The sequence below is a fragment of the Nesterenkonia sp. K-15-9-6 genome (assembly GCF_052656005.1).
In genome coordinates this window covers 135,157-159,586 of record NZ_JBQYEY010000001.1, presented here as the reverse complement: position 1 = coordinate 159,586, position 24,430 = coordinate 135,157, and the positions used below count along the sequence as shown (strand labels likewise).

At 68.0% G+C, this 24,430-nt stretch carries 23 protein-coding genes and 1 tRNA gene; 2 read left to right on the top strand and 22 right to left on the bottom strand.

From position 1 onward, the window contains the following. Nucleotides 1-12 precede the first annotated feature (12 nt). The 4 genes from SD455_RS00690 to SD455_RS00675 form a co-directional block, all read right to left on the bottom strand. A complete protein-coding gene (locus tag SD455_RS00690) occupies nucleotides 13-1,002 on the bottom strand; it encodes an aldo/keto reductase (RefSeq protein WP_070161589.1) in 990 nt (329 codons plus the stop codon). A 142-nt stretch (nucleotides 1,003-1,144) separates the two neighbouring features. Further along, nucleotides 1,145-1,579, bottom strand: coding sequence for a VOC family protein (locus SD455_RS00685; protein WP_070161591.1), 435 nt, complete (start codon nucleotides 1,577-1,579; stop codon nucleotides 1,145-1,147). Between the two features lie 45 nt (nucleotides 1,580-1,624). Then, a complete protein-coding gene (locus tag SD455_RS00680; protein ID WP_070161592.1) occupies nucleotides 1,625-1,966 on the bottom strand; it encodes a YdeI/OmpD-associated family protein in 342 nt (113 codons plus the stop codon). Nucleotides 1,967-1,981: 15 nt separating this feature from the next. Continuing rightward, complete coding sequence (locus tag SD455_RS00675) at nucleotides 1,982-3,184, bottom strand: DUF418 domain-containing protein (protein ID WP_070161594.1); 1,203 nt, start codon at nucleotides 3,182-3,184, stop codon at nucleotides 1,982-1,984. Between the two features lie 103 nt (nucleotides 3,185-3,287). On the opposite strand from SD455_RS00675, the gene SD455_RS00670 reads away from it, so the two are divergent. Further along, nucleotides 3,288-4,052 carry a TetR/AcrR family transcriptional regulator gene (locus SD455_RS00670; protein WP_070161596.1) on the top strand — a complete coding sequence of 255 codons (765 nt, stop codon included), beginning with the start codon at nucleotides 3,288-3,290 and terminating at the stop codon, nucleotides 4,050-4,052. A 91-nt stretch (nucleotides 4,053-4,143) separates the two neighbouring features. Here the strand turns inward: SD455_RS00670 and SD455_RS00665 are convergent. The 12 genes from SD455_RS00665 to SD455_RS00610 all read right to left on the bottom strand — a co-directional run bounded on the left by SD455_RS00665 (nucleotide 4,144) and on the right by SD455_RS00610 (nucleotide 17,355). Then, nucleotides 4,144-4,216: transfer RNA gene (locus SD455_RS00665), tRNA-Ala, on the bottom strand. 119 nt (nucleotides 4,217-4,335) lie between these two features. After that, nucleotides 4,336-4,725 (bottom strand): ribosome silencing factor, encoded by a 390-nt coding sequence (rsfS, locus tag SD455_RS00660; protein ID WP_070161598.1) that lies wholly within the window; start codon nucleotides 4,723-4,725, stop codon nucleotides 4,336-4,338. 58 nt (nucleotides 4,726-4,783) lie between these two features. After that, on the bottom strand, nucleotides 4,784-6,124 hold the full coding sequence (locus SD455_RS00655) for a hypothetical protein (protein WP_445506960.1): 1,341 nt from the start codon (nucleotides 6,122-6,124) through the stop codon (nucleotides 4,784-4,786). Further along, entirely contained in the window at nucleotides 6,121-6,807 is a 687-nt protein-coding gene (nadD, locus tag SD455_RS00650; RefSeq protein ID WP_070161606.1) for a nicotinate-nucleotide adenylyltransferase, read from the bottom strand. The genes SD455_RS00655 and nadD overlap by 4 nt, the downstream gene beginning before the upstream one ends. 65 nt (nucleotides 6,808-6,872) lie before the next feature. Next, nucleotides 6,873-7,058, bottom strand: coding sequence for a hypothetical protein (locus SD455_RS00645; RefSeq protein ID WP_070161602.1), 186 nt, complete (start codon nucleotides 7,056-7,058; stop codon nucleotides 6,873-6,875). Between the two features lie 138 nt (nucleotides 7,059-7,196). After that, on the bottom strand, nucleotides 7,197-8,633 hold the full coding sequence (locus SD455_RS00640) for a mechanosensitive ion channel (protein WP_311024258.1): 1,437 nt from the start codon (nucleotides 8,631-8,633) through the stop codon (nucleotides 7,197-7,199). A 100-nt stretch (nucleotides 8,634-8,733) separates the two neighbouring features. Continuing rightward, nucleotides 8,734-10,221, bottom strand: coding sequence for a glutamate-5-semialdehyde dehydrogenase (locus SD455_RS00635; protein WP_445506959.1), 1,488 nt, complete (start codon nucleotides 10,219-10,221; stop codon nucleotides 8,734-8,736). Between the two features lie 100 nt (nucleotides 10,222-10,321). Further along, a complete protein-coding gene (gene proB / locus SD455_RS00630) occupies nucleotides 10,322-11,479 on the bottom strand; it encodes a glutamate 5-kinase (RefSeq protein ID WP_445506958.1) in 1,158 nt (385 codons plus the stop codon). Then, nucleotides 11,476-13,134, bottom strand: coding sequence for a GTPase ObgE (gene obgE, locus SD455_RS00625; protein ID WP_085437016.1), 1,659 nt, complete (start codon nucleotides 13,132-13,134; stop codon nucleotides 11,476-11,478). Before obgE ends, proB begins: the two co-directional genes overlap by 4 nt. A gap of 154 nt (nucleotides 13,135-13,288) precedes the next feature. Further along, entirely contained in the window at nucleotides 13,289-13,546 is a 258-nt protein-coding gene (gene rpmA / locus SD455_RS00620; protein ID WP_070158810.1) for a 50S ribosomal protein L27, read from the bottom strand. Between the two features lie 64 nt (nucleotides 13,547-13,610). Next, a complete protein-coding gene (gene rplU, locus SD455_RS00615; protein WP_070158809.1) occupies nucleotides 13,611-13,919 on the bottom strand; it encodes a 50S ribosomal protein L21 in 309 nt (102 codons plus the stop codon). Between the two features lie 244 nt (nucleotides 13,920-14,163). Next, complete coding sequence (locus SD455_RS00610; RefSeq protein ID WP_445506957.1) at nucleotides 14,164-17,355, bottom strand: Rne/Rng family ribonuclease; 3,192 nt, start codon at nucleotides 17,353-17,355, stop codon at nucleotides 14,164-14,166. 552 nt (nucleotides 17,356-17,907) lie between these two features. Here SD455_RS00610 and SD455_RS00605 point away from each other — a divergent pair. After that, complete coding sequence (locus SD455_RS00605) at nucleotides 17,908-18,546, top strand: vitamin K epoxide reductase family protein (RefSeq protein ID WP_445506956.1); 639 nt, start codon at nucleotides 17,908-17,910, stop codon at nucleotides 18,544-18,546. Nucleotides 18,547-18,612: 66 nt separating this feature from the next. Here the strand turns inward: SD455_RS00605 and SD455_RS00600 are convergent, their stop codons facing one another. The 6 genes from SD455_RS00600 to nrdH all read right to left on the bottom strand — a co-directional run bounded on the left by SD455_RS00600 (nucleotide 18,613) and on the right by nrdH (nucleotide 24,407). Then, nucleotides 18,613-19,389 (bottom strand): lipoate--protein ligase family protein, encoded by a 777-nt coding sequence (locus SD455_RS00600; protein WP_442935346.1) that lies wholly within the window; start codon nucleotides 19,387-19,389, stop codon nucleotides 18,613-18,615. After that, complete coding sequence (locus SD455_RS00595; RefSeq protein WP_445506955.1) at nucleotides 19,386-20,219, bottom strand: thioesterase family protein; 834 nt, start codon at nucleotides 20,217-20,219, stop codon at nucleotides 19,386-19,388. The genes SD455_RS00600 and SD455_RS00595 overlap by 4 nt, the downstream gene beginning before the upstream one ends. A 1-nt stretch (nucleotide 20,220) precedes the next feature. Continuing rightward, nucleotides 20,221-21,213, bottom strand: coding sequence for a class 1b ribonucleoside-diphosphate reductase subunit beta (gene nrdF, locus SD455_RS00590; protein ID WP_311024251.1), 993 nt, complete (start codon nucleotides 21,211-21,213; stop codon nucleotides 20,221-20,223). 171 nt (nucleotides 21,214-21,384) lie between these two features. After that, nucleotides 21,385-23,505 carry a class 1b ribonucleoside-diphosphate reductase subunit alpha gene (gene nrdE / locus SD455_RS00585; RefSeq protein WP_445507012.1) on the bottom strand — a complete coding sequence of 707 codons (2,121 nt, stop codon included), beginning with the start codon at nucleotides 23,503-23,505 and terminating at the stop codon, nucleotides 21,385-21,387. Nucleotides 23,506-23,555: 50 nt separating this feature from the next. Next, nucleotides 23,556-24,056: a class Ib ribonucleoside-diphosphate reductase assembly flavoprotein NrdI gene (gene nrdI, locus SD455_RS00580; protein ID WP_445506954.1), complete on the bottom strand. Its 501-nt coding sequence runs from the start codon at nucleotides 24,054-24,056 to the stop codon at nucleotides 23,556-23,558. 102 nt (nucleotides 24,057-24,158) lie between these two features. Then, nucleotides 24,159-24,407: a glutaredoxin-like protein NrdH gene (gene nrdH / locus SD455_RS00575; protein WP_445506953.1), complete on the bottom strand. Its 249-nt coding sequence runs from the start codon at nucleotides 24,405-24,407 to the stop codon at nucleotides 24,159-24,161. Nucleotides 24,408-24,430: the final 23 nt, after the last annotated feature.

The following is a 24,430-nucleotide window of genomic DNA, read 5'->3' as shown; positions in this document are numbered from 1 at the left end:
CCACCGCCACCGTCACCAGCGGGGGTGGATGACCTCCCGGAACGTCGTGTCGTAGAGGTCCCGGACGGCGTCCAGGAACTCCTGAGACAGCGGCTCGACCTCTCCGGCGGCGGCATTGGCCCGAGCCTGCTCCGTGGAACGGGCACCCGGGATCACAGTGCTCACGCCCTCCTGCTGAGCGACCCAGGCCAGCGCGGCGGTCGCCGGCTCGAGGCCGACGCCGCGGGCCAGCTCCGAGAACGTCGCGGCTGCTTCCACGCCGGCCGCATAGTCCACCCCGGAGAACGTCTCCCCGACGTCGAACGCCTCCCCGCCGCGGTTGAAGCTGCGATGGTCGTTCTCCGCGAAGACGGTCTCGGTGGTGTAGCGGCCGCTGAGGAGCCCACTGGCCAGAGGAACCCGAGCGATGATCCCGACGCCGGCGGACTGAGCGGCGGGCAGCACCTCATCCAGGGGCTTGCGCCGGAAAGCGTTGAGAATGATCTGCACTGTCGCCACGTGGGGCCGCGCGATCGCGTCGAGGGCCTGCCGGCAGGTCTCCACGCTGACGCCGTAGGAAGCGATCGCACCGTCTTCGACGAGGCGGTCGAGGGCTTCATAGACCGCATCGGAGGCGATGACGTCGCTGGTGGGACAGTGCAGCTGGACCAGGTCCAGGGTGTCCACTCCGAGGTTGCGGCGGGAACGGTCCGTCCATGCACGGAAGTTGTCGTAGGTGGCGTGAGCGAGGTCGGGCTCAGGCGCCCTGCGGATCATCTTCGTGGCGACGGTTCCGTCCCATGCCGGATTCTGCTGGAGCCAGCGCCCGATGAGGGTCTCGCTGCGCCCGTCCCCGTAGACGTCTGCAGTGTCGAAGAAGGTCACCCCGGACTCGGCGGCCTCATCCAGGACGGCCAGGGCGGCGGAGTCCTCCACATCGCCCCAGTCCGCTCCCAGCTGCCAAGTCCCCAGGCCGATGGCTGAGACCTCCCGACGAGTCCTGCCCAGAATCCTGTGGTCCACGTGTGCTCCTGTGCGGTGTCGACGACATGTGGCGGCGCGATCGATCCGGCCGCCGAGGTCAACTCTAGTCCTTCCGCAGGACATAATCCGGTCGTCACACGCCACGGTCCCTGCGAGCAGCCGAGGAGCCGATGCCTGAAGGTCAGTCCCGCGAGCTCTCGGCTGCTCGGCGATCCCGCAGCTCGAGGAAGTGTGGACTGTACATGAGGCCGAGGATGTTGCCGAACGGGTCGGCCACCTGGGCGGTCTCCCACCCTTCGGTGCCCCGTGGCGTCGGAGGTTCGAGCTCCGTGGCGCCGAGCTCGAGGAGGCGCCCGACCGCGCCGGAGACATCATCCACATGCCAGTACATGACCGCTCCCGCTGGACGGGCCTCTCCATGACCTCCGGGACGGTACTGACTGCTGATCAGGCCAAGTTCGGCATCCTGGTCGCCGACCCGAAATTCCACGTAGGCCGGGTCCTCCCTCGACGGTCGGACGAAATAGGGCTCGATGCCCAGCACTTCTCGGTACCAGCTCGCGGCGCCTGCGACGTCGTCGACGTAGAAGGTGATGGTGGTGAATCCGTGGAGCATGGTGTTCCTTTCGGTCGTCTGTGGGGCCGCGGCTCTCCGAGGCGTTCAGGGATCGGGCGGCCTCCTCTTCTGGTACTCGACCAGCCCTGCTGGCCGCATGCGGTCCTCAGCGATGAGTCTCTCCGCCAGGGCGACGTTGCGCGATGACCAACGGCTTCCACGACGACGGGGCGAGTAGCGCTGCAGATAAGTCTTGTCGTCGACGGCGCGCCGGTGACTGTCGATCCATCCGAAGCACAGGGCCGCTTCGGTCGCCTCCTCCGGCTGGATCGAGGGGATGCCGGAGGCCCGCTTGCCGATCAGGATCCACACCTCCGGTGCGGTGTCATGATGGGCCTCGAGCCAGCGCTCCCATTCGCCCGTGGTCTTCGCGGTGATCACATCCATGACGGAACGGCTCCTTCAGCGTGTCAGCGGTCTGGTCGCTCGCGGACTGCTCGGGCGGCTCCAGTTCGTGAACCAGCGAAGAAGATGCTCCGCGGGTCCGTATCGGTGGCGCCGCAGCCACCATCGGCTCGCCACGACGGACCCGGCGAACACGATGCAGGCCGTCAGGATCAGCAGCGGCGGCGACACTCGGCCGGCCAGCCCGAGTCCGACTCCGGTGAACAGGAGGACGCCGACCACCGACTGCGCCAGATAGTTCGACAGCGCGATCCGACCGACCGGTGCGAACGCCTCGCGGATCCAGGCCGCCCGGTGCATGAGCTGCACCAGGGTCGACACGTAGGCGGCGGTCAGGAACGGCGCCGTCGCGACGCTCACGGCGACGGCGACTGTGTTGCTGTCGGCGCCCAAGAGGGCGTAGACGATGCCTCCGCCGAGGCCCACCGGGAAACCGACGACCTGGGCCTGCCGCAGCAGACGAGGGCGTTCGCTCAGCGCGGTGAACAGGCCGCGCCGTGCCGCGACCATCCCGAGGAGGAACATCGCCAGGGCAGTGGGTCCCTGGAGTGATGCCGCCTGCACCACCAGCAGATCGAGTCCGCTGAGGTGGTGCGCCACAACGTCGGCGGGACCGCCCAGCAGGAGCTGAGTCTGCTCCGCGGCGATGGTCAACCGCTGAGCCTCTTCGGGCATGAACGTCGAGCGATCGATGAACAGAGCACTCATGATCAGGGACAGCAGCACGAAGGCGTAGATCGCCCCGGCGGCGCGGAGCGCGACGACGTCTCTCACGCGGTGCATGGCCACCAGGATCAGACCCACCACGGCGTATGTGGTCAGCACATCTCCGCCGTACAGCACCACGATATGCCCGACCCCGAGCAGGAAGAGGCCGAGGATCCTGCGCAGCATCCGCGGGACGAAGGCCTTCCCCGCTCGTCGGGACGCCTCCATCTGGAGGACGAAGCTGTAGCCGAAGAGGAAGGAGAACAGGAGGTAGAACTTCATCGAGAACAGCACCGCGACGAGGAAGCGTGCGATGTGGTCGACCGGCGACGAGAACGACGGGTCGTCCACCAGGTTCCCCGAGTAGGCCGATGCCATGAAGGTGATGTTGACGACGAAGATGCCGAGCAGGGCGAAGCCGCGCAGGGCGTCGACGTCATGCAGCCTCTGGTGTGTGGCGCTGCGCGCCGTCTGGGGAGATTCTGGGGCCATGCGGGAACTATAACAGCTAAACTATATCTCGTATACTAAATGGCCTCAGGTATCCTGGGACGCGCCCGAAGCCATCGGGCGGACCAGCCACCGGATCGGGACCATGAACGACAGCACCGTGCCTGACCTCATGCGCCGCCAGTGGCGGCTCCCTGCGAGCCAGGCGCGCCAGGGACGCAAGCCGAGACTGGATCTCGAGACGGTGATCACGACGGCGGTGGAGCTGGCTGACACGTCAGGCCTGGATGCCGTGACTCTGCCCCGCATCTCCGACCAGCTGGGCGTCACGGCCATGTCGCTGTACCGGCACATCGGCTCCAAAGAGGATCTGCTCCACCTGATGATGGATGCCGCGAGCGAACTGCCCGGCACGTCGGCACCCCCTGCCGGATGGCGCCCCGGCCTGCGCCAATGGGCGCTTGACCTCTGGGACCTGTACGTCCGGCGCCCATGGATCCCTCGGATCCCGGTGCATCGCGCGCCCTCAGGCCCGCATCAGATCGCCTGGCTGGAACGTGGCCTCGAACCCCTGGCCGCGACCCGGCTGACGTGGCGCGAGAAGATCCGCGCGATCACTCTGCTCAGCGGTTTCGTGCGGCAGTCCATCCTGCTCATGCAGGACCTCCACGACGGCCGCCCCGCAGGTCAGGCCCAGGCTGAGGCCGAGCACGAGTACGGGTCGGCGCTGACGCAGCTCGTCACAGCGGACCGCTTCCCCCAGGTGGCCGAGATGCTCGCCTCGAGCGTCTTCCCCGAGACGGACGAGCCGACGCAGGTCACCGAGAGGAGAGAGTTCATCCACGGCCTCGACCTGGTGCTCGACGGACTTGAGGTGCGGATCGAGGAGGCGAGCGCCGCCGCGGGGTGAGCCCGCCTGCGCCCCTCTGGGAGCGGATCATCTCCAGACGCAGAAATGCCCCGTCATCTGACGAGGCATCTCTGGGTAATTCATCTATCGGTGGAGGTAACGGGACTCGAACCCGTGACCTTCTGCATGCCATGCAGACGCGCTACCAGCTGCGCCATACCCCCGTATGTTTTTCTCTCCGCCGCCGTGGCGACTCCTATACTTTACTCATCTGCCCAGTGCCGATGCAAATCGGGATGACGTGGCGCTCGCCACATCGCCATCGGCTCCTGACCTGGGGCGATCACTCGCCCGCTGCGGCTGGTCCGGCCTCTGGCAGGTGCAGATCCACCCGGTCCACATCCGCGTAGAGACGATCCAGCCCGTACAGGACGCGCTCCTCTTCGTGCTGCACATGGACCACGAGATGCCCATAGTCGAGAAGCACCCACGTGCCGGACCCCCGTCCCTCCCGGCGCAGCGGCGCGGAGTCGTGCTGCTCACGCAGCTGACGCTCGATCTCATCCACGATCGACCCGATCTGACGCTCTGACGGCGCCGAGCAGAGGAGGAAGGCGTCGGTGATGCCCAGCCTCTCCCCCACGTCGAGGCCCACGATGTCTGTGGCAAGCTTGTCCGCAGCCGCGGCGGCGGCTGTGCGCAGTTCGGTCAGGACCGCATCAGAGATGGTCACGTCGAGTCGAAGCTCCTCAGTTGTCGGCAGATCCCCGCCGAAGTGTGGTGTGGTCGTGTCAGAGAACGGTGAACAGGACGACGCCGACGGCGATCAGCAGCAATGCTGCCAGGATGATCACCAGCCAGAGAAGCAGGGCCTGCCGGGAGGCCTGCCGGGTGGTCTGTTCCACCATGTCGTCAAGTTCGAGGCCGTGGGCGCCACTGGCCTCGATCGGGTCGATCTCCCCGGTGGGGACGTCCACGTACTCCTGGTCGTCCGAGGTGGCGTAGGCGCGGAGCGCCTTGCGGGTGATGACCTCAGACTCAGGCCGCTCCCGACGACGACGTCGGCGGTCACGCTCCTCCTCCTCGATCTCCCGACGACGGCGCTCCTGGTTGGCCTGCATGGCCTTGGCAGCGAGTGCCTGCTGCTTCTTCAGCAGCTCAGGATCCACCCGATGCGGGTCCTGGGCCGACTGCGTCGCGATCGCTGCCGTCAGCTGGTCGATCTCCTGCAGCTTGTCATCGGTCAGCGCCTGGAGGCTGCCGGTCTCTCTCAGCAGGCGCCGTGCCTTGCGCGACGCGGGCACGGGTGCCGTCTCCTCCGGCGAATCCTCGGAGTCCTCCCCGCCGTCCGCCTCGTCGTCGTCCGCGTCATCTGCGTCGTCGTCCACGTCGTCGGCATCATCTGCCTCGTCCTCAGGCAGACCCGCGTCGGCCGTCTCACCGCCGGGGTCGCCGGCTCCGAGGCCGACGTCGTCGGCGTCCTCGAGATCGTCGCCGTCGAAGTCATCGCCGTCGTCATCCCCGTCGTCGTCATCGCCGTCGTCATCGTCGAGATCGTCGGCGTCCGATGCCTCAGCCTGGTCGCCGTCCTCGGAAGGGGGAACGGGGACCACCTCAAGAGTTCCGGTCTCCGCGGCATCCACATCCACCAGGCCCTCGCTGTCCGCCAGGTCCTCGCTGTCGGCCAGGTCGTGGGCTGCGTCTTCCTCCCGAACCGCCGGCAACGTCACGTCGGTGACCTCTGCCGCAACGTCCTCGACGCCCTGACTGTCGTCAGCCGCGCCGTCCTCACCGGCGGCATCCTCGCTGCCGGCAACCGCCTCGTCATCGTCAGCATCGAGCACCGCGGCGTCTGCCTGGTCGTGGGGACTCACCACGGGCGTGCTCGCCGTCTGGGTCTGTTCGTCGAGCACGACGGCGGCAGAGACCGGCCCAGCCGGGGGCGTCGGCTGAGAATCTTCGTCAGAAGGCGTGTCGACGGAGCCGCCGTCCTGGGTCCCCGAGGGACGCCCGTCGGCCTGCTGGGCGGCCAGCTCAGCCTCACGACGACGGCGCAGCTCCTTCCGGGACACGGGCAGATAGCGGGCGCGGAGATCGCCGCCGTCGCCCTGCTCGGGGTTCTCTGCACTCATGTCGTAGCCTCCTGCGGACTGTGTGTCGTCCGGGGTTGCGGGATTTCGTCCATGCTATGCCGGGAGTCGTCCTCGCCCGTGGCCGCCTCGCCGGACGTGACAGACGACTCGTCTGCACTGGAGAGATCCTGGTACAGCCTGTGCTTCGCGATGTACTGCACCACCCCGTCCGGCACCAGATACCAGACCGGTTTGCCGTCCCGGACCCGTTCTCGGCAGTCGGTGGAGGAGATCGCCATCGCCGGGATCTCCATGAGCGAGATGTGATCGGTGCGCCCGAAGTCCTCGGAGACGTAGCCAGGCCGAGTGACGGACACGAAGTGTGCCAGCTCCCACAGCTCGTCGACGTCCTTCCAGGACATGATCTGTGCCATCGCATCCGCCCCGGTGATGAAGAACAGATCCGCCTCGGGATAGAGGTGGCGGAAATCCCGGAGCGTGTCGATCGTGAAGGTCGGTCCTCCGCGATCGATGTCCACCCGCGACACGGTGAACCGGGGGTTGGCCGCCGTGGCGATCACAGTGAGCAGGTACCGGTGCTCCGGTGCGGTGACATCACGTTCCGCCTTCTGCCAAGGCTGGCCGGTCGGGACGAAGATGACCTCGTCGAGCTCGAACTCGCTGGCGACTTCGCTGGCAGCCACCAGGTGACCGTGGTGGATGGGGTCGAAGGTCCCACCCATGAGCCCGAGCCGCATCCTGCGGCGTCCGGGGTCGGAGGTGGCGGCGGACTGTGGAGGCACTGCGTTCAGTGGTCCTCGTGCTCCCGGGCGGCGGGGCTCTTGCTCTTGCTGGAGAATCCGACGGTGATCAGCAGGAGCAGCATCAGCACGATGAACATGATGATGCCGAACCACTCGGCGGGCATGAAGAGGGCGATCTCCTCTTCAGCCTCGGCGGCCAGCATCTCGGCGGCGAACGGCAGGTTGAGCATGCCTCTCCCTCTACGGACTATTCAGAACACCGCAAGTCTACGCGAAGACGGGGCCGACTCGCCTGTCGGCGCACCGGAGCGATCCGATGCGCCGACAGGTCGAACCGACCCCTTGTCAGGCTCGCGTCAGCGGCAGCCTCATGGAGCCTGCGGCGGCGCGGACGGTGGAGTCCCCGGAGGCGACTGCGGGGGCGTCCTCGGGGGCGACTGCGGCGGCGTCGCAGGGCGTCCGGTCGACCCTGTTCCGCCCGTCGACCCTGTTCCGCCGCCGGCCTGGGCTGCGCCGCCCGTCCGTCGGGTGGCGTCGGCACTCGCGGCTGCCGGCGTCGACGTGCTCGCCCTGTTGTCCTCGAGCCTCTTCAGGGTGCGGGCCGCCGTGTCCCGGCCTCCCAGGCCGAAGGCCAGGGCCGCGGCCAGAGCCCCTCCGACGACGACGGCGCCGAAGGCCAGATTGATGATCGAGTCCGCGATCCCCATGTACTGCAGACCCATCGCCACGAACAGCGCGAGCGTGCCGTAGCGGATGATCGTGCTCGCGGTCCCGCCTCCCACGGTGCGGGCCAGGAGGTTGGCGATGAAGAAGCCGACTCCGATGATGATCGCGCCGAAGAGGACCCGGCCGCCGAGCGCCAGGACTTCGTTGAGGATCAGCGTGATCTCCGGGAAGTTCAGAGCCCTGGCCGCCATGATGGCGAAGAAGAGAACGATCGCGACCTGCCCGATCTTCGCGAGGATCGACGAGACACTGGACTGCTGCGGCTCGACGCCCAAGGTGGCGGCGAACCGGTCGGTGCCGATGCTGCCCAAGGTCGACTCGAGCAGGCCTCCGATGAACTTCGCGATCAGGACGCCGACGCCGAGGATCAGCGCTGCGGCGATGATCGCCGGGATGGCGTTGAGGATCATGTCGAGCATCGCGGTGGCAGGCTCCGAGATCGCCGAGATGCCCAGTACCTGCAGAGCGGCGATGCCGACCACGATGACGATGATCGCGAACACGATGTTGGCGATCGTCGAGGTGATCCTGCGATTGACGTCGACGGCCTCGGCTGAGGCGCCACCCGGCGCCTGGCCAGGCGGTGGACCGCTCTGCCCCGCGGGTGCCGCCGTACCCGGAGCCCCTGCCGCCTCACTGGTGCGGTCAGCGGCAGACCTGGCCCGGTTCGCCAGCCCGTGGAAGTTCACCCTGCCGACCGTCGCCTCGATGAGCTGCTTGACGAGGCGGGCGATCACCACACCGATGAAGAAGATCACACCGGCGGCGATGATGTTGGGCAGGAAGCCCAGAGAGACCTGCAGCAGCTCCTGCACCGGGGTGAGGACCTGTTCCAGGGCGAACACCTGCAGGACCGCCACCAGGCCGAACAGCCAGATCAGCAATGAGGCGATCTGGCCGAGCCCCTCGCCCAAGGACTGGCCGCCATCACCTCCACGCTGCAGGAGAGGAACGCTTCTGACCAGTTTCGCCACAGCCCATCGGACTACCTTGGCCACGATCCATGTGACCAGAAGGATGACCAGAGCTATGACGACCTTCTCGACCAGCCCCAGCCAGTCGTAGTCGCCCAGGTTCATGATGACTCCTTCGTCGTCTGCGGTGGTCAGCCGCTCGCGAAGGAGTGGCCGACATCACATACGCTACCGAAGGCCCTGGCAGGCGTCTACCGTCAGCGCGTCAGTCCCCCGGGCAGGATCCCGGGAACGCGGAGCTCTCGGCACGGGCCCCACGCACCTGACCTTCACCGCGAACGATCCATTTGGTGGTGGTCAGCTCGCCCATGCCCATGGGGCCGCGGGCATGCATCTTCTGCGTCGAGATCCCCACCTCGGCCCCCAGGCCGAACTCTCCGCCGTCGGTGAACCGGGTCGACGCGTTGACCACGACCGCCGCCGCGTCGATCTCCGCCACGAACCGGTCCGCATGGGCCACCGAATCCGTGATGATCGCCTCGGTGTGTCCGGTGCTCCACCGGCCGATGTGTTCGATCGCCTCCTCCAGGGAGTCGACGACGCCCACGGCCATCTGCAGATCCAGGTACTCCGTGGCGAAGTCCTCGTCCGTCAGCTCCAGGACCTGGCCTTCGACGCCGCTGCGCGCCGGATCTTCCGGCTCCTGAACCGGCAGCCACTCCTGGGCTCGGGGGTCCAGATGCAGATCCACGCCGGCACGGAGCAGACCGCGCAGCACCTCACGGCCGGCGGCCTCCGCATCCCGATGCAGCAGCAGGGTCTCCGCGGCATTGCACACGCTGGGCCGATGCGCCTTGGCGTTGACCACGATGTCTCGAGCCATCGACGGGTCGGCGCTGGCATCGACGAACACGTGGACGTTGCCCTCACCGGTCTCGATGACCGGCACACGGGAGGTGCGCACGACATGCTGGATCAGTTCCCGGCCTCCGCGCGGAATCAGCACGTCCACCGAGCCGACCTGCGTCATCAGCTCGGTCGCGCCGTCTCGTCCGTGCGCATCGATGCTCAGCACAGCGTCCACCGGCGCCGCCGTGGCCCGCAGGGCGTCCCGGATCACGGCCAGCAGCGTCTCATTGGTGCTCTGCGCCGCCGAGCCGCCGCGCAGGAGCGCCGCATTACCGGACTTCAGCGCCAATGCGGCGATGTCGACCGTCACATTGGGGCGGGCCTCGTAGATGACCCCGATGACGCCCAGCGGAACCGTCACCTGACTCAGTCGCAGGCCGTTGGGCAACGTGCGACCCTGCACGACGCGACCCACAGGGTCGTCGAGGGCGATGATCTCCTCCACGGCGGCGGCCAGCTGTTCGATGCGTGCCTCGTCGAGGGCCAGCCGGTCCAGCAGGGCACGGCTCAGCCCCGACTCCCGACCGCGATCCAGGTCCTTCTGGTTCGCCTCGATGAGGGCGGCCCGCGACTCACGCAGCCCCTGGGCCACAGCAGCCAGCGTCCGGTCCTTCCGCTCCCGATCCAGCTGAGCGAGGCGTCTCGACGCCGCACGGGCACGCTCGGACAGCTCCCGGATCGCTCCTGGCAGGTCCTGGTCCTCGGTCCGGGTCGTCTCGCCCTCGAACTCCCGGCCCGCGTCCTGCTCGGTGGTCAGCTTCTCGGTGGTCTGCTGCTCCGTGCTCTGCTGCTCCGTGCTCTGCTGCTCCGTGCTCTGCTGCTCCGTGCTCTGCTTCTCGCTCATGCTCTCCAGCCTAGTCCTCGTCGTCCCGGGGACCACCCCCGGGCGTCACATGCGGCGGTCGGTCCTGCCGTCGCCGTCGGGGATCGTCCTCTCAGCAGTGTCATCCACCCAGCACCGGCACGCGCACCATGTCATCGGTGTGGACCACCGGTCGCTCGTAGTCGGTTCCCATGTCCCGGCCCAGGTCCGCCGTGGAGCGTCCCAGCATGCCGGGCAGCTCCGTGGAGGCATATCCCACCAGTCCGCGGGCACGCACCACGCCTCGCGGGTCGGCGATCTCCACTGGGTCTGAGGCTTCGAACTCGCCGCTGATCCGCAGGATCCCCGCCGGCAGCAGTGAGCGTCGCCCGTCCACGACGGCGGCGACAGCACCGTCGTCGATGGTCAGGCGTCCCTTGACGTGGGCCAGATGCGCCAGCCAGGCCGAACGCGCACCGCGGCGGCGGCCCTGGGCCACGAAATAGGTGCCCACATCCTCGCCGGCGAAGAGCCGCGGAGCCTGCGCCGCAGAGGTCAGCATCGCCGGGATGCCGTTGCCGGCTGTGATCTGCGCAGCCTCGACCTTGGTGACCATGCCTCCGGTGCCGACGCCGGCCTTGCCGCGTCGGCCCAGCGTCACCCCCTCCAGATCCTCGGGGCCCCGCACGGTGGGCACAGGGCGTCCGCCCTGCTCCGGAGGCCCGTCGTAGAGGGCGTCGACGTCGGAGAGGAGCACAAGGCCGTCGGCGCGGATCAGGTTCGCCGTCAGCGCCGCGAGGCGATCGTTGTCTCCGAAACGGATCTCATGGGTGGCCACCGCGTCGTTCTCATTGACGATCGGCACCGATCCGAGGCTCAGCAGCTTCTCGATCGCCCGCAGGGCATTGGTGTAGTGGGTGCGCCTGATCAGGTCCTCTACCGTCAGCAGCACCTGCGAGACCGTGGTCCGGTATGTGGCGAACGCCCGGTTGTAGTGGGCCAGCAGCAGCCCCTGTCCCACGGCGGCCGCGGCCTGCTGGGTGGCCAGGTCATGGGGCCGACGCTCCAGTCCCAACGGGGCCAGTCCGGCCGCGATCGCGCCGGAGGAGACCAGCACGACCTGCGTCCCTCGGGAACGCAGCAGCTGCAGCGCGTCCACCAGGCGGTTCAGCGCGTCCACGGAGATCCCGCCGTCGAGGGTCGTCAGCGAGGAGGAACCCACCTTGACCACGAGCCGTCGGGCGCGGGTGATCTCGGAACGCTCGGTGATGACCGACTGGGTCAGGCGAGGAGTGCTCATCGACGGCCCTCCCCCGTCTCCTCCGCCTCCTCGGCAGAGCGTCCACCGTGCTCGATGCGCAGGTCCTCCTCAGGATCGCCGTGGGTGTAGACGACCTCCACCTCGTCCTCGTCCCCACCGGCGCCTTCGTCCTCCTCAGCATCCCAGTGGGCGTACTGGGCCTCCATCTCGGCCCGCACCGCGGCCTTGGCGTCACGGCGGGCCTGCTGCTCGGCACGCTTCTGCTCCCGGGTGGGACGGTTCGTATCCTCGAAGCGGAGATCACTCCCCCGGGGTCCAGCCAGATGCTCGGCTCCACCGACCATCGTCGGCTCCCAGTCGAAGACCACGCCGTCCTCTCCCCCGACGACCACGGCGTCTCCGGGAGTCGCTCCCTGGCGGAAGAGCTCGTCCTCGATGCCGAGCTTCGCCAGGCGGTCGGCCAGATAGCCCACCGCCTCGTCATTGTTGAAGTCGGTCTGCTGGATCCAGCGCTCGGGCTTGGCCCCACGCACCCGGAAGAGCGGCTCTCCGCCCTTCTCCTCGCGGGTGATGGTGAACGGCTTCGAGTCCACCGCCTTCGGTCGGACCGTGACCTGCACGGGAGCGGAGGGCGCCTCCCGCTGGCGGCGGGCCTCCTCCACGATCTCGGCCATGGCGAAGCCCATCGCCCGCAGCCCGGACCGGTTCAGCGCGGAGACGTCGAAGACCCGGAGACCGCGGGATTCCAGCTCCTCGCGGACCATGTCCGCCATCGCCTCCCCATCCGGCAGGTCGGTCTTGTTCAGCGCCACCAGACGCGGACGCTCATTCAGCGGGATCGCGGCCTCGCCCGTGTGCCCGGAGGCATCGACGACGGCGTCGGGCGCGTAGGCCGCGAGCTCCGCCTCGATCGCCTCGAAGTCGCTCAGCGGGTCACGGTCGGTCTCCAGGGAGGCGCAGTCCAACACGTGCACCAGTGCCGCGCAGCGCTCGACGTGCCGCAGGAACTCGTGTCCCAGACCCCGGCCCTGCGCCGCGCCGGGGATGAGTCCGGGCACGTCGGCGACGGTGAACCTCGTCTCACCCGCCTGCACCACACCGAGGTTCGGCACCAGGGTCGTGAAGGGGTAGTCCGCGATCTTCGGGCGGGCCGCGCTCATCGCAGCGATCAGACTCGACTTGCCCGCCGAGGGGAACCCGACCAGGGCGACATCGGCGACGGTCTTCAGCTCGAGGACGACCTCGCGCTCCTCGCCGGGGGTTCCGAGCAGCGCGAAGCCGGGGGCCTTGCGCTTCTTGGAGGCCAGCGCGGCGTTCCCGAGGCCCCCCTGTCCGCCGTCGGCGATCGTGTGCCGAGCCCCGGCGCCGACGAGGTCCGCCAGCACGGTGCCGTCGCGATCCTTCACCACTGTGCCGTCGGGCACCGGCAGCTCCAGAGTCGCTCCGCGGCGCCCGTGACGCAGTCCGCCCTGCCCGACGCCGCCGTTCTCCGCCCGACGATGCGGCCGGTGGTGGTAGTCCAGGAGCGTCGTGGTCTGCGGGTCGACGACGAGCACGACGTCGCCGCCGTCGCCGCCGTCGGCCCCGTCCGGGCCGCCCAACGGCTTGAACTTCTCCCGGTGGACGGACACGCAGCCGTGCCCGCCGTCACCGCCTGCGGCGTGCAGCACGACGCGATCGACGAAGTGTGCCATGGTGATGCTCCTTCTCAGGGGCCGATGGGCCGGTCTCATCTCCGGCTGTTAAGACAGATCGAGGACGGACCGTGATGGCCCGTCCTCGATCTGCTGTCAGTCAGTCGTCCGGGCCCGCAGGGCGCAAGGCGCCCAGCTCAGCCCGGCGCTGCACTCACTGTGCGGCTGGGACGATGTTGACGACCTTGCGGCCGCGGCGGCTGCCGAACTCCACGGCGCCGTCGGCCAGGGCGAACAGGGTGTCGTCCCCGCCGCGCCCGACGTTGGTGCCGGGGTGGAACTTGGTGCCGCGCTGGCGCACCAGGATCTCACCGGCGTTGACGGTCTGGCCGCCGAAACGCTTCACGCCGAGGCGCTGTGCGTTCGAGTCACGGCCGTTGCGAGTCGAGCTCGCACCCTTCTTGTGTGCCATAGGTCTGCCTGCCTCTCAGCTGGATGGTTGTGTGGAACGGGATGAGCGTGCGTCGTCTCGCCGCTCAGGCGATGGAGGTGACCTTCACGCGGGTCAGCTCAGAACGGTGACCCTGGCGCTTGTGATAGCCGGTCTTGTTCTTGAACTTGTGAATGACCACCTTCTTGCCGCGGACGTTCTCCAGAACCTCGGCAGTGACCGTGACCTTGGCGAGGTCGTCGGCTGCGGTGGTGACCTTGTCCCCGTCCACCAGCATCACTGCCGGCAGCTCAATGGTGCTGCCTGCCTCGGCGGGGACGCGGTCAAGGGTCACGAGGTCTCCGACGGAAACCTTCTCCTGGCGGCCGCCAGCGCGGACAATCGCGTACACCACTTGGGACTCACTTCTCTCGATGACAAATATGGACAAATTCCTGATCTGGTCGGACACGAGGACTCGACCACGGTCAGGCGGGATTCGCATCACGCCTGAGCATCTCAGGAATGCGGATCGTCTGACTGGCGGTCTACTCGTTCATCTCCGAGCACAGAAGACGTGCTGGTGCCGATGACACCAGGGATCTACTTTACGGGAAGAACCGCCCAGCAGCAACTGAGCGGCCCCTCCGACACGCCGATCATGTCGAGGGCGCGTCACCGTTCTCGGTCTCCGACTCCGAGCCGCCGTCGGAGGAGGTCTGGCTGATCTCCTCCGCGCTGACACCCACGCCGAGCATCACCGGCTCACCGGCTCCTGAACCGGCCGACCCGCCCCGGGATCCCGAGCCGGCCTGCGCATCCGCGGAGTCAGCGGACCCCGTTTCGGTGCTGCTGAACGTCCGACTCGGCCCGGTGACCTCGGCCGAGACCTCCTGCACCTCACCGGCGGCACCCTGAGCGGAGCCTGCGGCTCGGCGACGCCGGCGCCCCCGAGGGCGGCCGGAGGCCTCTGAGTCGGCAGTGCGCCGCGAGGGACCCTCGTCTGCCGAGGACGCCTCGGACCGGGAGGCCAGGGCCTCGTCCAGCGAATCCAGCGAGACCGTGGCGGCACGCTCGTCGGACGACGGGGCCGCGATCTCCTCGCCCCCTCGAGGCACCGGGACCGGCTCGCCGCCGATCGTCAGCACCGGGGTGTCTCCGCCGCCGGCGACCTCCTGCGGCTTCTGGTCGTCCTGCCCGCCGTGGCCGTGTGCGACCTGATCCTGCCCGGCGGCCGCGAGGCTGCCGCCGCCGGTGGCGCGGCGGGGCTTGCGCCCGCGACGTCGCCGGCCCGAGCCCTGCTGCTCGCCGGAGTCCTCCCGCGTCTGCCCGGACGTGTCCTGGCCCCCGCCGGAACCGGAGCCGCCGGACGTCTCGTCCGAGGAGTCCTCGGTATGTCCTGTCGTCGCCGCGGCGACCTGGGCCAGCGCCTGACGAGCCTTCTCCTGCTTCTCGCGCTCCTGAGCGCTCGGCTCGCCGGAGGTCTGCTGGTCGGCCCCGGAGGAGGCCTTCCCGCCCTTCTTGCGACGCTTCTTCGGGCCCTTGCCGGAGCGTGCCTCCCCCTGGGAGGTGTAGGAGGGCACATGGCCGACCGGCTCCCCATGGGTGATCAGCCCGCGACCCGCGCAGTGCTCACAGGGCTCCGAGAAGACCTCCAGCAGGCCGGTCCCCATGCGCTTGCGCGTCATCTGGACCAGACCCAGGGACGTCACCTCGGCCACCTGGTGCTTCGTCCGGTCCCGCCCCAGACACTCCACCAGCCGCCGCAGCACCAGGTCCCGATTGGACTCCAGGACCATGTCGATGAAGTCGACGACGATGATGCCCCCGATGTCCCGAAGACGCAGCTGCCGCACCAGCTCCTCGGCGGCCTCCAGATTGTTCCGGGTGACCGTCTCTTCGAGGTTCCCGCCGGAGCCGGTGAACTTGCCGGTGTTGACGTCGACCACAGTCATCGCCTCGGTCCGGTCGAAGACCAGGGAACCGCCGGAGGGAAGGTTGACCTTGCGGTCCAGCGCCTTGGCCAGCTGCTCGTCGATGCGGTGGTGGGCGAAGATGTCGTCGGCCTTCTGCTCCTCAGGGTCCCAGCGGTGCAGCCGGTCCAGCAGGTGGGGCGCCACGTATGTCACGTAGGCCTCGACGCTGTCCCAGGTCTCCTCACCCTGGATCTCCATGGAGGAGAAGTCCTCGTTGAAGACGTCGCGGACGACCTTGATGGTCAGGTCCGGCTCGCTGTAGAGCAGCTCCGGGGCGAGGACCTTCCGGTCCGCCTTCTGAGCCTGGATGGTCTCCCACAGGGCACGGAGCCGGTTGATGTCATGGGTGAGCTCCTCCTCGGAGGCGCCCTCGGCGGCGGTCCGCACGATGACGCCGGCGTTGTCCGGCATCTGCTCCTTGAGGATCTTCTTCAGACGGGACCGCTCGGTGTCCGGCAGCTTGCGTGAGATGCCCGTCATCGAGCCGCCCGGCACGAACACCAGGTACCGTCCGGGCAGCGAGACCTGGCTGGTCAGCCGTGCCCCCTTGTGGCCGACGGGATCCTTGGTCACCTGGACCAGGACCGAGTCGCCCGACTTCAGCGCGTTCTCGATCTTCCGGGGGGCGCCGTCCAAGTTGGCGGCGTCCCAGTCGACCTCACCGGCGTACAGCACCGCATTGCGGCCCCTGCCGATGTCCACGAAGGCCGCCTCCATGGAGGGCAGCACGTTCTGGACCTTGCCCAGGTACACGTTCCCGATGAGGGAGTCCTGCTGGGTGTTCGACACGTAGTGTTCGGCGAGCACTCCGTCTTCGAGGACGCCGATCTGGATCCGGTCGCCCTTCTGCCGGACGATCATCTTCCGGTCCACCGACTCGCGGCGAGCCAGGAACTCCGCTTCGGTGATGACCTGACGCCGACGTCCGGTCTCCCGGGAAGCACGACGACGCTGACGCTTGGCCTCCAGGCGCGTCGAGCCCTTGAGGCTGGCGACCTTCGTCGGGGCTGAGGACTCCGAGACCTCGCGGGGCGCGCGGACGCGCGTCACCGTGTGCTCCGGGTCGTCACCCTCGCCGCCGGCGACCTCCATGTCCACCGAACCACGGCGACGGCGCCGACGCTTGCGGACCACCTCGCCCTCGGCGTCGCGGGGCTCCTCACCGTTCTCACCATCTCCGGCCCCGCTCTGAGCGGAGGATCCGGAGTCACCGGACGGCGACGCCTCGGAGCTGGCCGATGATTCGGGCGTCTCGGAGTTCTCCGAGGACTGTCGGCTGCGACCCCGACCACCGCGGCGGCGCTTGCGCCGTGACCGCCGCTGTCCGCCGGAGCCGTCGTCATCGGCGCCAGATCCGCCCGAGGACTCGCCGACTGAGTCATCGCGGGAGTCTGCCCCGTCGTCCCCTCGGTCGTCCTGGTCCTCCCAAGCGTCCCGGTCCCGAGCGTCGTCATCGGACTCCGCGTCGGCGGCTGCCGCGTCCTCCCGAGAAGGACGGGAACGTCGCGCCTTCTCCACCACGGAGAGGTCGGGGGCCTGGAACAGGACCATGACGGGGTCGGCCGCCGGGGCCTCCTCGGCAGTCTGCGCGTCCTGGTCCGACTCCTCGTCCTCCTCGGTCGCGGCATCGGACGCCAGGCCGGCGGCCTCCTGAGCGGGAGCGTCCTCGGCACTCCCGCGGGCCGGCGTGTCGCCGCCGGTGCCGGAGTCCGTGCCGCTGTCCGTGGCGGGCTCGGGCGTGTCGGTGTCCGGCTGGGCTGCGCTCGTGGCCTCTGCCGACGCGTCCGCCGGAGGGGGGCTGAACGGGTTGAAGATGTCCGCGCCGACGGTGTCCTGTGTCGACGCCGCGTCGTTCGGCGTGTCTGTGTGCGACATTGTTCTGTTGCTCCATGCCGACGCCGAGGCTGCCACACCCACCCTCGCGCCGGCTGCTTGTACGGTCATTCCTCCGGTCACGCCCTCCCGCTCTCTCACAGCGGGTGCGACCGGGGCACATCCTTGATGTCTGCAAAAACCTGTCTCGCAGCCTCGCGGACCATGCCGGGCGCTGACAGCGTCCTTCGCTGTGCGCTCTTCACGGCCTGTCCGCGAACACTCACTCCGTGCTGCTTCCGCCCGCGTGCAGTATTGGGGCCCGCGAGGGCTCCTGGGGCGTCGGCGGCGGCATCTTGCGCTGTGTCGTCCATCGTCTCGTCGGATCCGTGCAGACTCGGGGGCGTCCCTCGTCCACGACGGGTGCCGGCGTCGCCTGGCCCATGCATGTGGTGCGGATATGCAGCTGTCGGAGCAGTCAAGCTCGTCCGACCCCCGGGTGTGGTCCGGGCGTCGGTGATTCTCAGTATCGCACACCCGCACTCGGTCCCCCAGCAGGCTGATGCCCTGGGCCGGAGGACTCACGGTTCAGCCTCGGCCCGTACAATGCTGGACATGGCAGTGGAGAAGACCGCGACCGTGGAGGCCCCCGACGGCGGCCGCACCCTTCAGGCGCGCGGCCCGTTCAGCCGTCCTGCGGTGGGCCTGTGGCTGGTGATCACCGGACTCGTCGGGGCGGTGGCGAGCTTCCTGCTCCTCTACGAGCGGATCCAGCTGTGGCAGGACGCCGAGCACTCCACCGCCTGCGACATCAATCCATGGGTCTCCTGCGGGGAGGTCATGAACTCCTGGCAGGCCGCGACCTTCGGCTTCCCGAACATCTTCATCGGCGTGGTGGGCTTCCCCGTGGTGATCGCGATCGGCACCACGCTGTGGGCCGGGCTCCGCCCCCCGCGCTGGTACTGGTCCGGGCTCCAGGCCGGTGTCCTCTTCGCCTTCGGCTTCTGCGTCTGGCTGTGGTCGCAGGCCGTCTACGCCATCGGTGCGCTGTGCCCGTACTGCATGATCGTCTGGGCGGCGGTGATCCCTCTGACGGTGGCGGTGACCGCCCGCAACATCCTCGCCGGCGTCATCCCGGCCTCTGAGGCCCTGCGCCGCCTGACCGCCGACTGGTGGTGGGTGGTCATGGTGCTGCTCTATCTGCTGGTGGCCGTGAGCATCGTGCTCGAGCTGCCCCAGGCGCTCAGCCTCTGAGGCCGGACTCCCACGTTCACCGGACTCCCGCGCTCACCGGACTCCCCGGGCGAGTGCGCCGCGGACTCAGCCGAGGTCCGGCGTCGTCTTCTCCTCCTCGAGGAGCGTCCAATGGCTCCGATAGGCGTCCAGCACCGCCTCTTCCACGGCGTCCACCGTCAGGCCGGGCAGGAGTTCGTCTGCGGATCCCGCCGTCAGAGGATCCCAGGGGATGCCCAGATGCGCGTAGACCTCCCCCAGCACGCGGCGGACCTCCGCACCTCCTTCGACCACGATCACTGAGGAGAACAGCCAGCCGGTGGCGATGACGCGCTGGGCGGTGCCGATGACCTTGACGCGCCGATCCGCCGCCCACGGACCGGAGTCTCCCCGGCCCACCGCGTGCACGGACTCCCGTCCGGCGCAGTACTCCCCCGGGATCTCCCCCAGGCGCGCCTCCAGCCCGCAGGCGGTCAGCGCGGCGGTGAGGAGCTCGCCGAAGGCGGCGAAGCGGTCCTGGGACTCCACGATCGGATCGTCGTCGGGTTCGATGTGGTCCACCACGAGGCAGCCCGGATGATAGGCGGCGGCCCGCCCGCCGGCCCGCCGCACGAGAGGCTCGAATCCGAGTCGCCGACACGCCTCGGAGGCGGCGTCGAAGCCCGGCAGCCGCTGGTCCCGCTGGCCGAAGGCCACCGTCGGGCGAGGGCGATAGATCCGCAGCATCGGGGCGGTGCCGCCGGATCGCGTGCGCTGGAGCAGCGAGATCGCCCCGGCCAGGTCGGCCGCAGCACCCTGGGACGCCGCCAGTCGATGCAGCTGCAGCTCTTGGGACGGACGCGTCCGGCGTCGGGAGCTCCTCACAGCGGTCGGACGGTGAGGATCTGTTCGGCGCGGCCGAACGGGCCCTCGACGTCGTGCAGCACCGACGAGGTCAGGCCGACACCGTCGGCACCGAAGGTCTGCCGGGTCTGCACGCCCAGCCACTGTCCCACCGGAGTCCGATGCAGGTGGATCTGCAGGTCGACGTTGGGGAACATCCAGGACTCAGGCCCCGGAGGCACCCGCGGCGCCACGCCGTTGGCGGTGTCCACCATCCCGAGCAGGCGCACCAGCGACGACGTCTCCGCGCCGGAGACCATCTCATAGGGGTTGCGCAGCCAGGTGAGGCCGCGACCGGGGCGATGTTCCTCCCCCACACGGATCTCGAGGGAGCGGATGTAGCCGCCGGGCCAGACCTGCATGCCCTCCCAGGGCTCCATCAGATCGGGCCCCGGCACGGCCTCGTCTTCGCTCGCCGCGACCTCGGCGGTGTCCGAGGTCTTCAGTCGCCAGCCTCGCGCCACCACCGCGGTGCGCCCCTGAGCGATCATCTCCGCCTCGACGAGCTCGATGGTGCGCCCCGGACGGATCATCCGGGTGACCACCTCGATCTCGCCCGCGTGGATGATGCCGTGGATGTCCAGGCTCAGGCGTGCCAGCCGCAGATCGTCACGGGGCTGGAAGCTCTCCAGCGCATGCGTGAGGAGCCCCGTGGCGGGAGCCATGTGCTGCTCATGCGGGTTCCACGCCCCCTGGGCATGGATCGTGGAGCGGAACCGGCCCTCGCCGAGAGACTCATAGAAGAAGTCTCCGTCAGCGAGCTCTGTCGTCTCATCCTTCGTCTGCTGCGAGCCCCCGGACTGCACGGTCACGTCAGAAGTCCCAGTCCTCGTCCTCGGTCTCCACGGCCTTGCCGATGACGTAGGAGGAACCGGAGCCGGAGAAGAAGTCGTGATTCTCATCGGCGTTGGGGCTCAGCGCGGAGAGGATCGCCGGGTTCACGTCGGTGACGTCCTTGGGGAACATCGCCTCGTAGCCGAGGTTCATCAGCGCCTTGTTGGCGTTGTAGTGCAGGAACTTCTTCACGTCCTCGCTCAGCCCGACGCCGTCGTAGAGATCGTGGGTGTACTGCACCTCGTTCTCGTAGAGCTCGAACAGCAGATCGAAGGTGTAGTCCTTCAGCTCCTGACGCCGCTCCGGAGTCTCGGCCTCCAGCGCGCGCTGGTACTTGTAGCCGATGTAATAGCCGTGCACCGCCTCATCACGGATGATCAGACGGATGACATCGGCGGTGTTGGTCAGCTTCGCGTGGGCGGACCAGTGCATGGGCAGGTAGAAGCCGGAGTAGAAGAGGAAGGACTCCAGGATCGTGGAGGCCACCCGCTTCTTCAGCCCGTCGTTCCCGTGGTAGTAGTCCATGACGATCTGAGCCTTGCGCTGCAGGTTCGGGTTCTCCCGGGACCAGCGGAAGGCGTCGTCGATCTCCTTGGTGGAGCACAGGGTGGAGAAGATCGAGGAGTAGGACTTCGCGTGCACCGACTCCATGAAGGCGATGTTCGTGTACACCGCCTCCTCATGCTGGGTCAGCGCATGCGGGATGAGCGCGACCGCGCCCACCGTGCCCTGGATGGTGTCCAGCAGGGTCAGGCCGGTGAAGACCCGCATGGTCAGGGTCTGCTCCTCCGGGGTGAGCGTCGCCCAGGACTGGACGTCGTTGGACAGGGGCACCTTCTCCGGCAGCCAGAAGTTGTTGACCAGACGGTTCCAGACCTCGCCGTCCTTCTCGTCCGGCATGCGGTTCCAGTTGATGGCCTCGACGTGGTCGAGCAGCGTCGAGGAGGTCGTCGCAGATGCTGATGTGGTCATCTCGGGTGAGGTCTCTCTTCTCGTCCGGGCGGGTCCGTTCGGCCCAGCCCTCGTCTCTCCGTCAGTGTCGATCGGCGCGGTGTCGATCGGCGCGGTGTCGATCGGCGCGGTGTCGATCGGCGCGGTGTCGGGCGTCCGGGGCGGGCTCCGCGGTGGGCCCGCCGCCGAACCTCACAGCATGCAGGACACGCAGCCCTCGACCTCGGTGCCCTCGAGCGCGAGCTGACGCAGACGGATGTAGTACAGCGTCTTGATGCCCTTCTTCCACGCGTAGATCTGGGCCTTGTTGATGTCGCGGGTGGTGGCGGTGTCCTTGAAGAACAGCGTCAGCGACAGGCCCTGGTCCACGTGCTGCGTGGCGGCCGCATACGTGTCGATGATCTTCTCATATCCGATCTCGTAGGCGTCCTGGTAGTACTCCAGATTGTCGTTGGTCAGGAAGGGCGCCGGGTAGTAGACGCGCCCGATCTTGCCCTCCTTGCGGATCTCGATCTTCGAGGCCACCGGGTGGATCGATGAGGTCGAGTTGTTGATGTAGGAGATCGAGCCCGTCGGCGGCACGGCCTGCAGGTTCTGGTTGTAGATGCCGTGCTCCATCACGGAGGCCTTCAGCTCGCGCCAGTCGGCCTGCGTGGGGATGTGCACGTGGCTGAACAGCTCGCGGACCTTCTCGGTCTGCGGCTCCCAGACCTGCTCGGTGTACTTGTCGAAGAACTCGCCGGAGGCGTACGTCGAGTCCTCGAAGCCGTCGAACACCTCACCCTTCTCCATGGCCAGCCGGTTGGAGGCACGCAGTGCGTGGAACAGCACCGTGTAGAAGTAGATGTTCGTGAAGTCGAGGCCCTCGTCGGATCCGTAGAAGACCCGCTCCCGGGCGAGATAGCCGTGCAGGTTCATCTGGCCCAGGCCGATGGCGTGCGAGCGGCGGTTGCCGTCCGCGATCGAGGGGACCGAGTCGATGTAGGACATGTCCGAGACCGCGGTCAGCGAACGGATCGCCGTCTCGATGGTCTGCCCGAAGTCCGGGGAGTCCATCGTCTTGGCGATGTTCAGCGAGCCGAGGTTGCAGGAGATGTCCTTGCCCACCGTGGCGTAGCCGAGGTCCGGGTTGTACTCGCTGGGCTCGGAGACCTGCAGGATCTCGGAGCACAGGTTGGACATGGTGATCCGGCCCTTGATCGGGTTGGTCCGGTTCACCGTGTCCTCGAACATGACGTACGGGTACCCGGACTCGAACTGGATCTCCGCCAGGGTGGTGAAGAACTCCCGAGCGTTGATCTTCGTCTTGCGGATCCGCGCGTCGTCGACCATCTCGTAGTACTTCTCGGTCACCGAGATCTCACTGAAGGGCTTGCCGTAGACCCGCTCGACGTCGTACGGGGAGAACAGGTACATGTCCTCGTTGCGCTTGGCGAGCTCGAAGGTGATGTCCGGGACGACGACGCCGAGCGAAAGAGTCTTGATGCGGATCTTCTCGTCCGCATTCTCCCGCTTGGTGTCCAGGAATCGGTGGATGTCAGGATGGTGCGCGTTGAGGTACACGGCACCGGCTCCCTGGCGGGCGCCCAGCTGATTCGCGTAGGAGAAGGAGTCTTCGAGCAGCTTCATCACCGGGATGACGCCGGAGGACTGGTTCTCGATCTGCTTGATCGGAGCGCCGTGCTCGCGGATGTTGGTCAGCGACAGGGCGACCCCGCCGCCGCGCTTGGACAGCTGCAGCGCCGAATTGATGCCGCGGGCGATCGACTCCATGTTGTCCTCGATGCGCAGCAGGAAGCAGGAGACGAGCTCGCCGCGCTGCTTCTTGCCCGCGTTGAGGAAGGTCGGCGTCGCCGGCTGGAAGCGCCCGGAGACGATCTCCTCCATGATGTCCATCGCCAGCTGCTCGTCGCCGCGTGCCAGATGCAGGGCCACCATGCAGACCCGGTCCTCGAAGCGCTCGAGGTACCGCTTGCCGTCGAAGGTCTTCAGGGCATAGGAGGTGTAGAACTTGAAGGCGCCCAGGAACGTCGGGAAGCGGAACTTTCGGGCATAGGCGGTCTCCCAGAGCCGGTTGATGAACTCCCGGCTGTACTGTTCGAGGGTCTCGACCTCGTAGTAGTCCTTCTCGACGAGGTACTTCAGCTTCTCGTCCAGGTCGTGGAAGAACACGGTGTTGGTGTTCACGTGGTCGAGGAAGTACTGCCGCGCGGCCAACTGATCGGCCTCGAACTGGATCTTCCCGTCCGAGCCGTAGAGGTTCAGCATGGCATTGAGCTCGTGGTAGCTCAGCCCCTGCCACTGCGGCGGCAGCTCCTTGGCGAGCTGCTCTCCGGCGGCACCGGCGTGCGATTCACGGTCCTTCAGCGGCGTGACTGCTGTTTCCAAAACTCTTCCAATCCCTGGTGGACGGTGGACACGTCGTCCTCAGTGCCCATCAGTTCGAACCTGTACAGATGAGGGACACCGCATTTGGCGGCGACGATGTCCCCGGCGATGCAGTAGCTCTCGTGGAAATTCGTGTTGCCTGCGCCGATGACTCCACGCAGGAGTCTCCGGTTGGACTCCACGTTGAGGAACTTGATGACCTGCTTGGGCACCGAGCCCCGTCCGCCGTCCGCCCCATAGGTGGGGAGGACCAGGACGAAGGGCTCCGTGGCCTGCAGAGTCTCCTCTCGGGTGTGGAGCGGGAGTCTGGCGACCTGCTCGGCCGGCAGACCCAGCTTCTCCACGAAACGATGGGTGTTGTTCGAGACCGAGGAGAAATAGATCAGGGATGCCGCCGTCGTCCTGCCGGGGCCGCCGTCCGCAGGGGCGCCCGCGGCGCCGGCGTGGCCGGCCGCCTGCACGGCTGCTGCGGTCATGGCTGCTGCTCCTCGATGGTTCTCAGGTGCTGCTCCGCACTGATTCCTGCCGGGTGTCCATGCGCGGGGAGACTCTCTCCACCCCGCTCGCGGTGTCGGAGATCAGGCGACCGAGGTGGCCTCGGCGCGCTCGGCGAGACCGGAGATCTTGTCCGGCCGGAAGCCCGACCAGTGGTCGTCCTCGGTGATGACGACAGGGGCCTGCATGTAGCCCATGGCGCGGACGCGCTCGAGCGCCTCCGGGTCCTGCGAGATGTCGACGGAGGTGTAGGCGACACCGTTCTTGTCCAGGGCGCGGTAGGTGGCGTTGCACTGGACGCATGCGGGCTTGGTGTAGACGGTGACGGACATGGTCCTCCCCTTCTCTCCCGCCC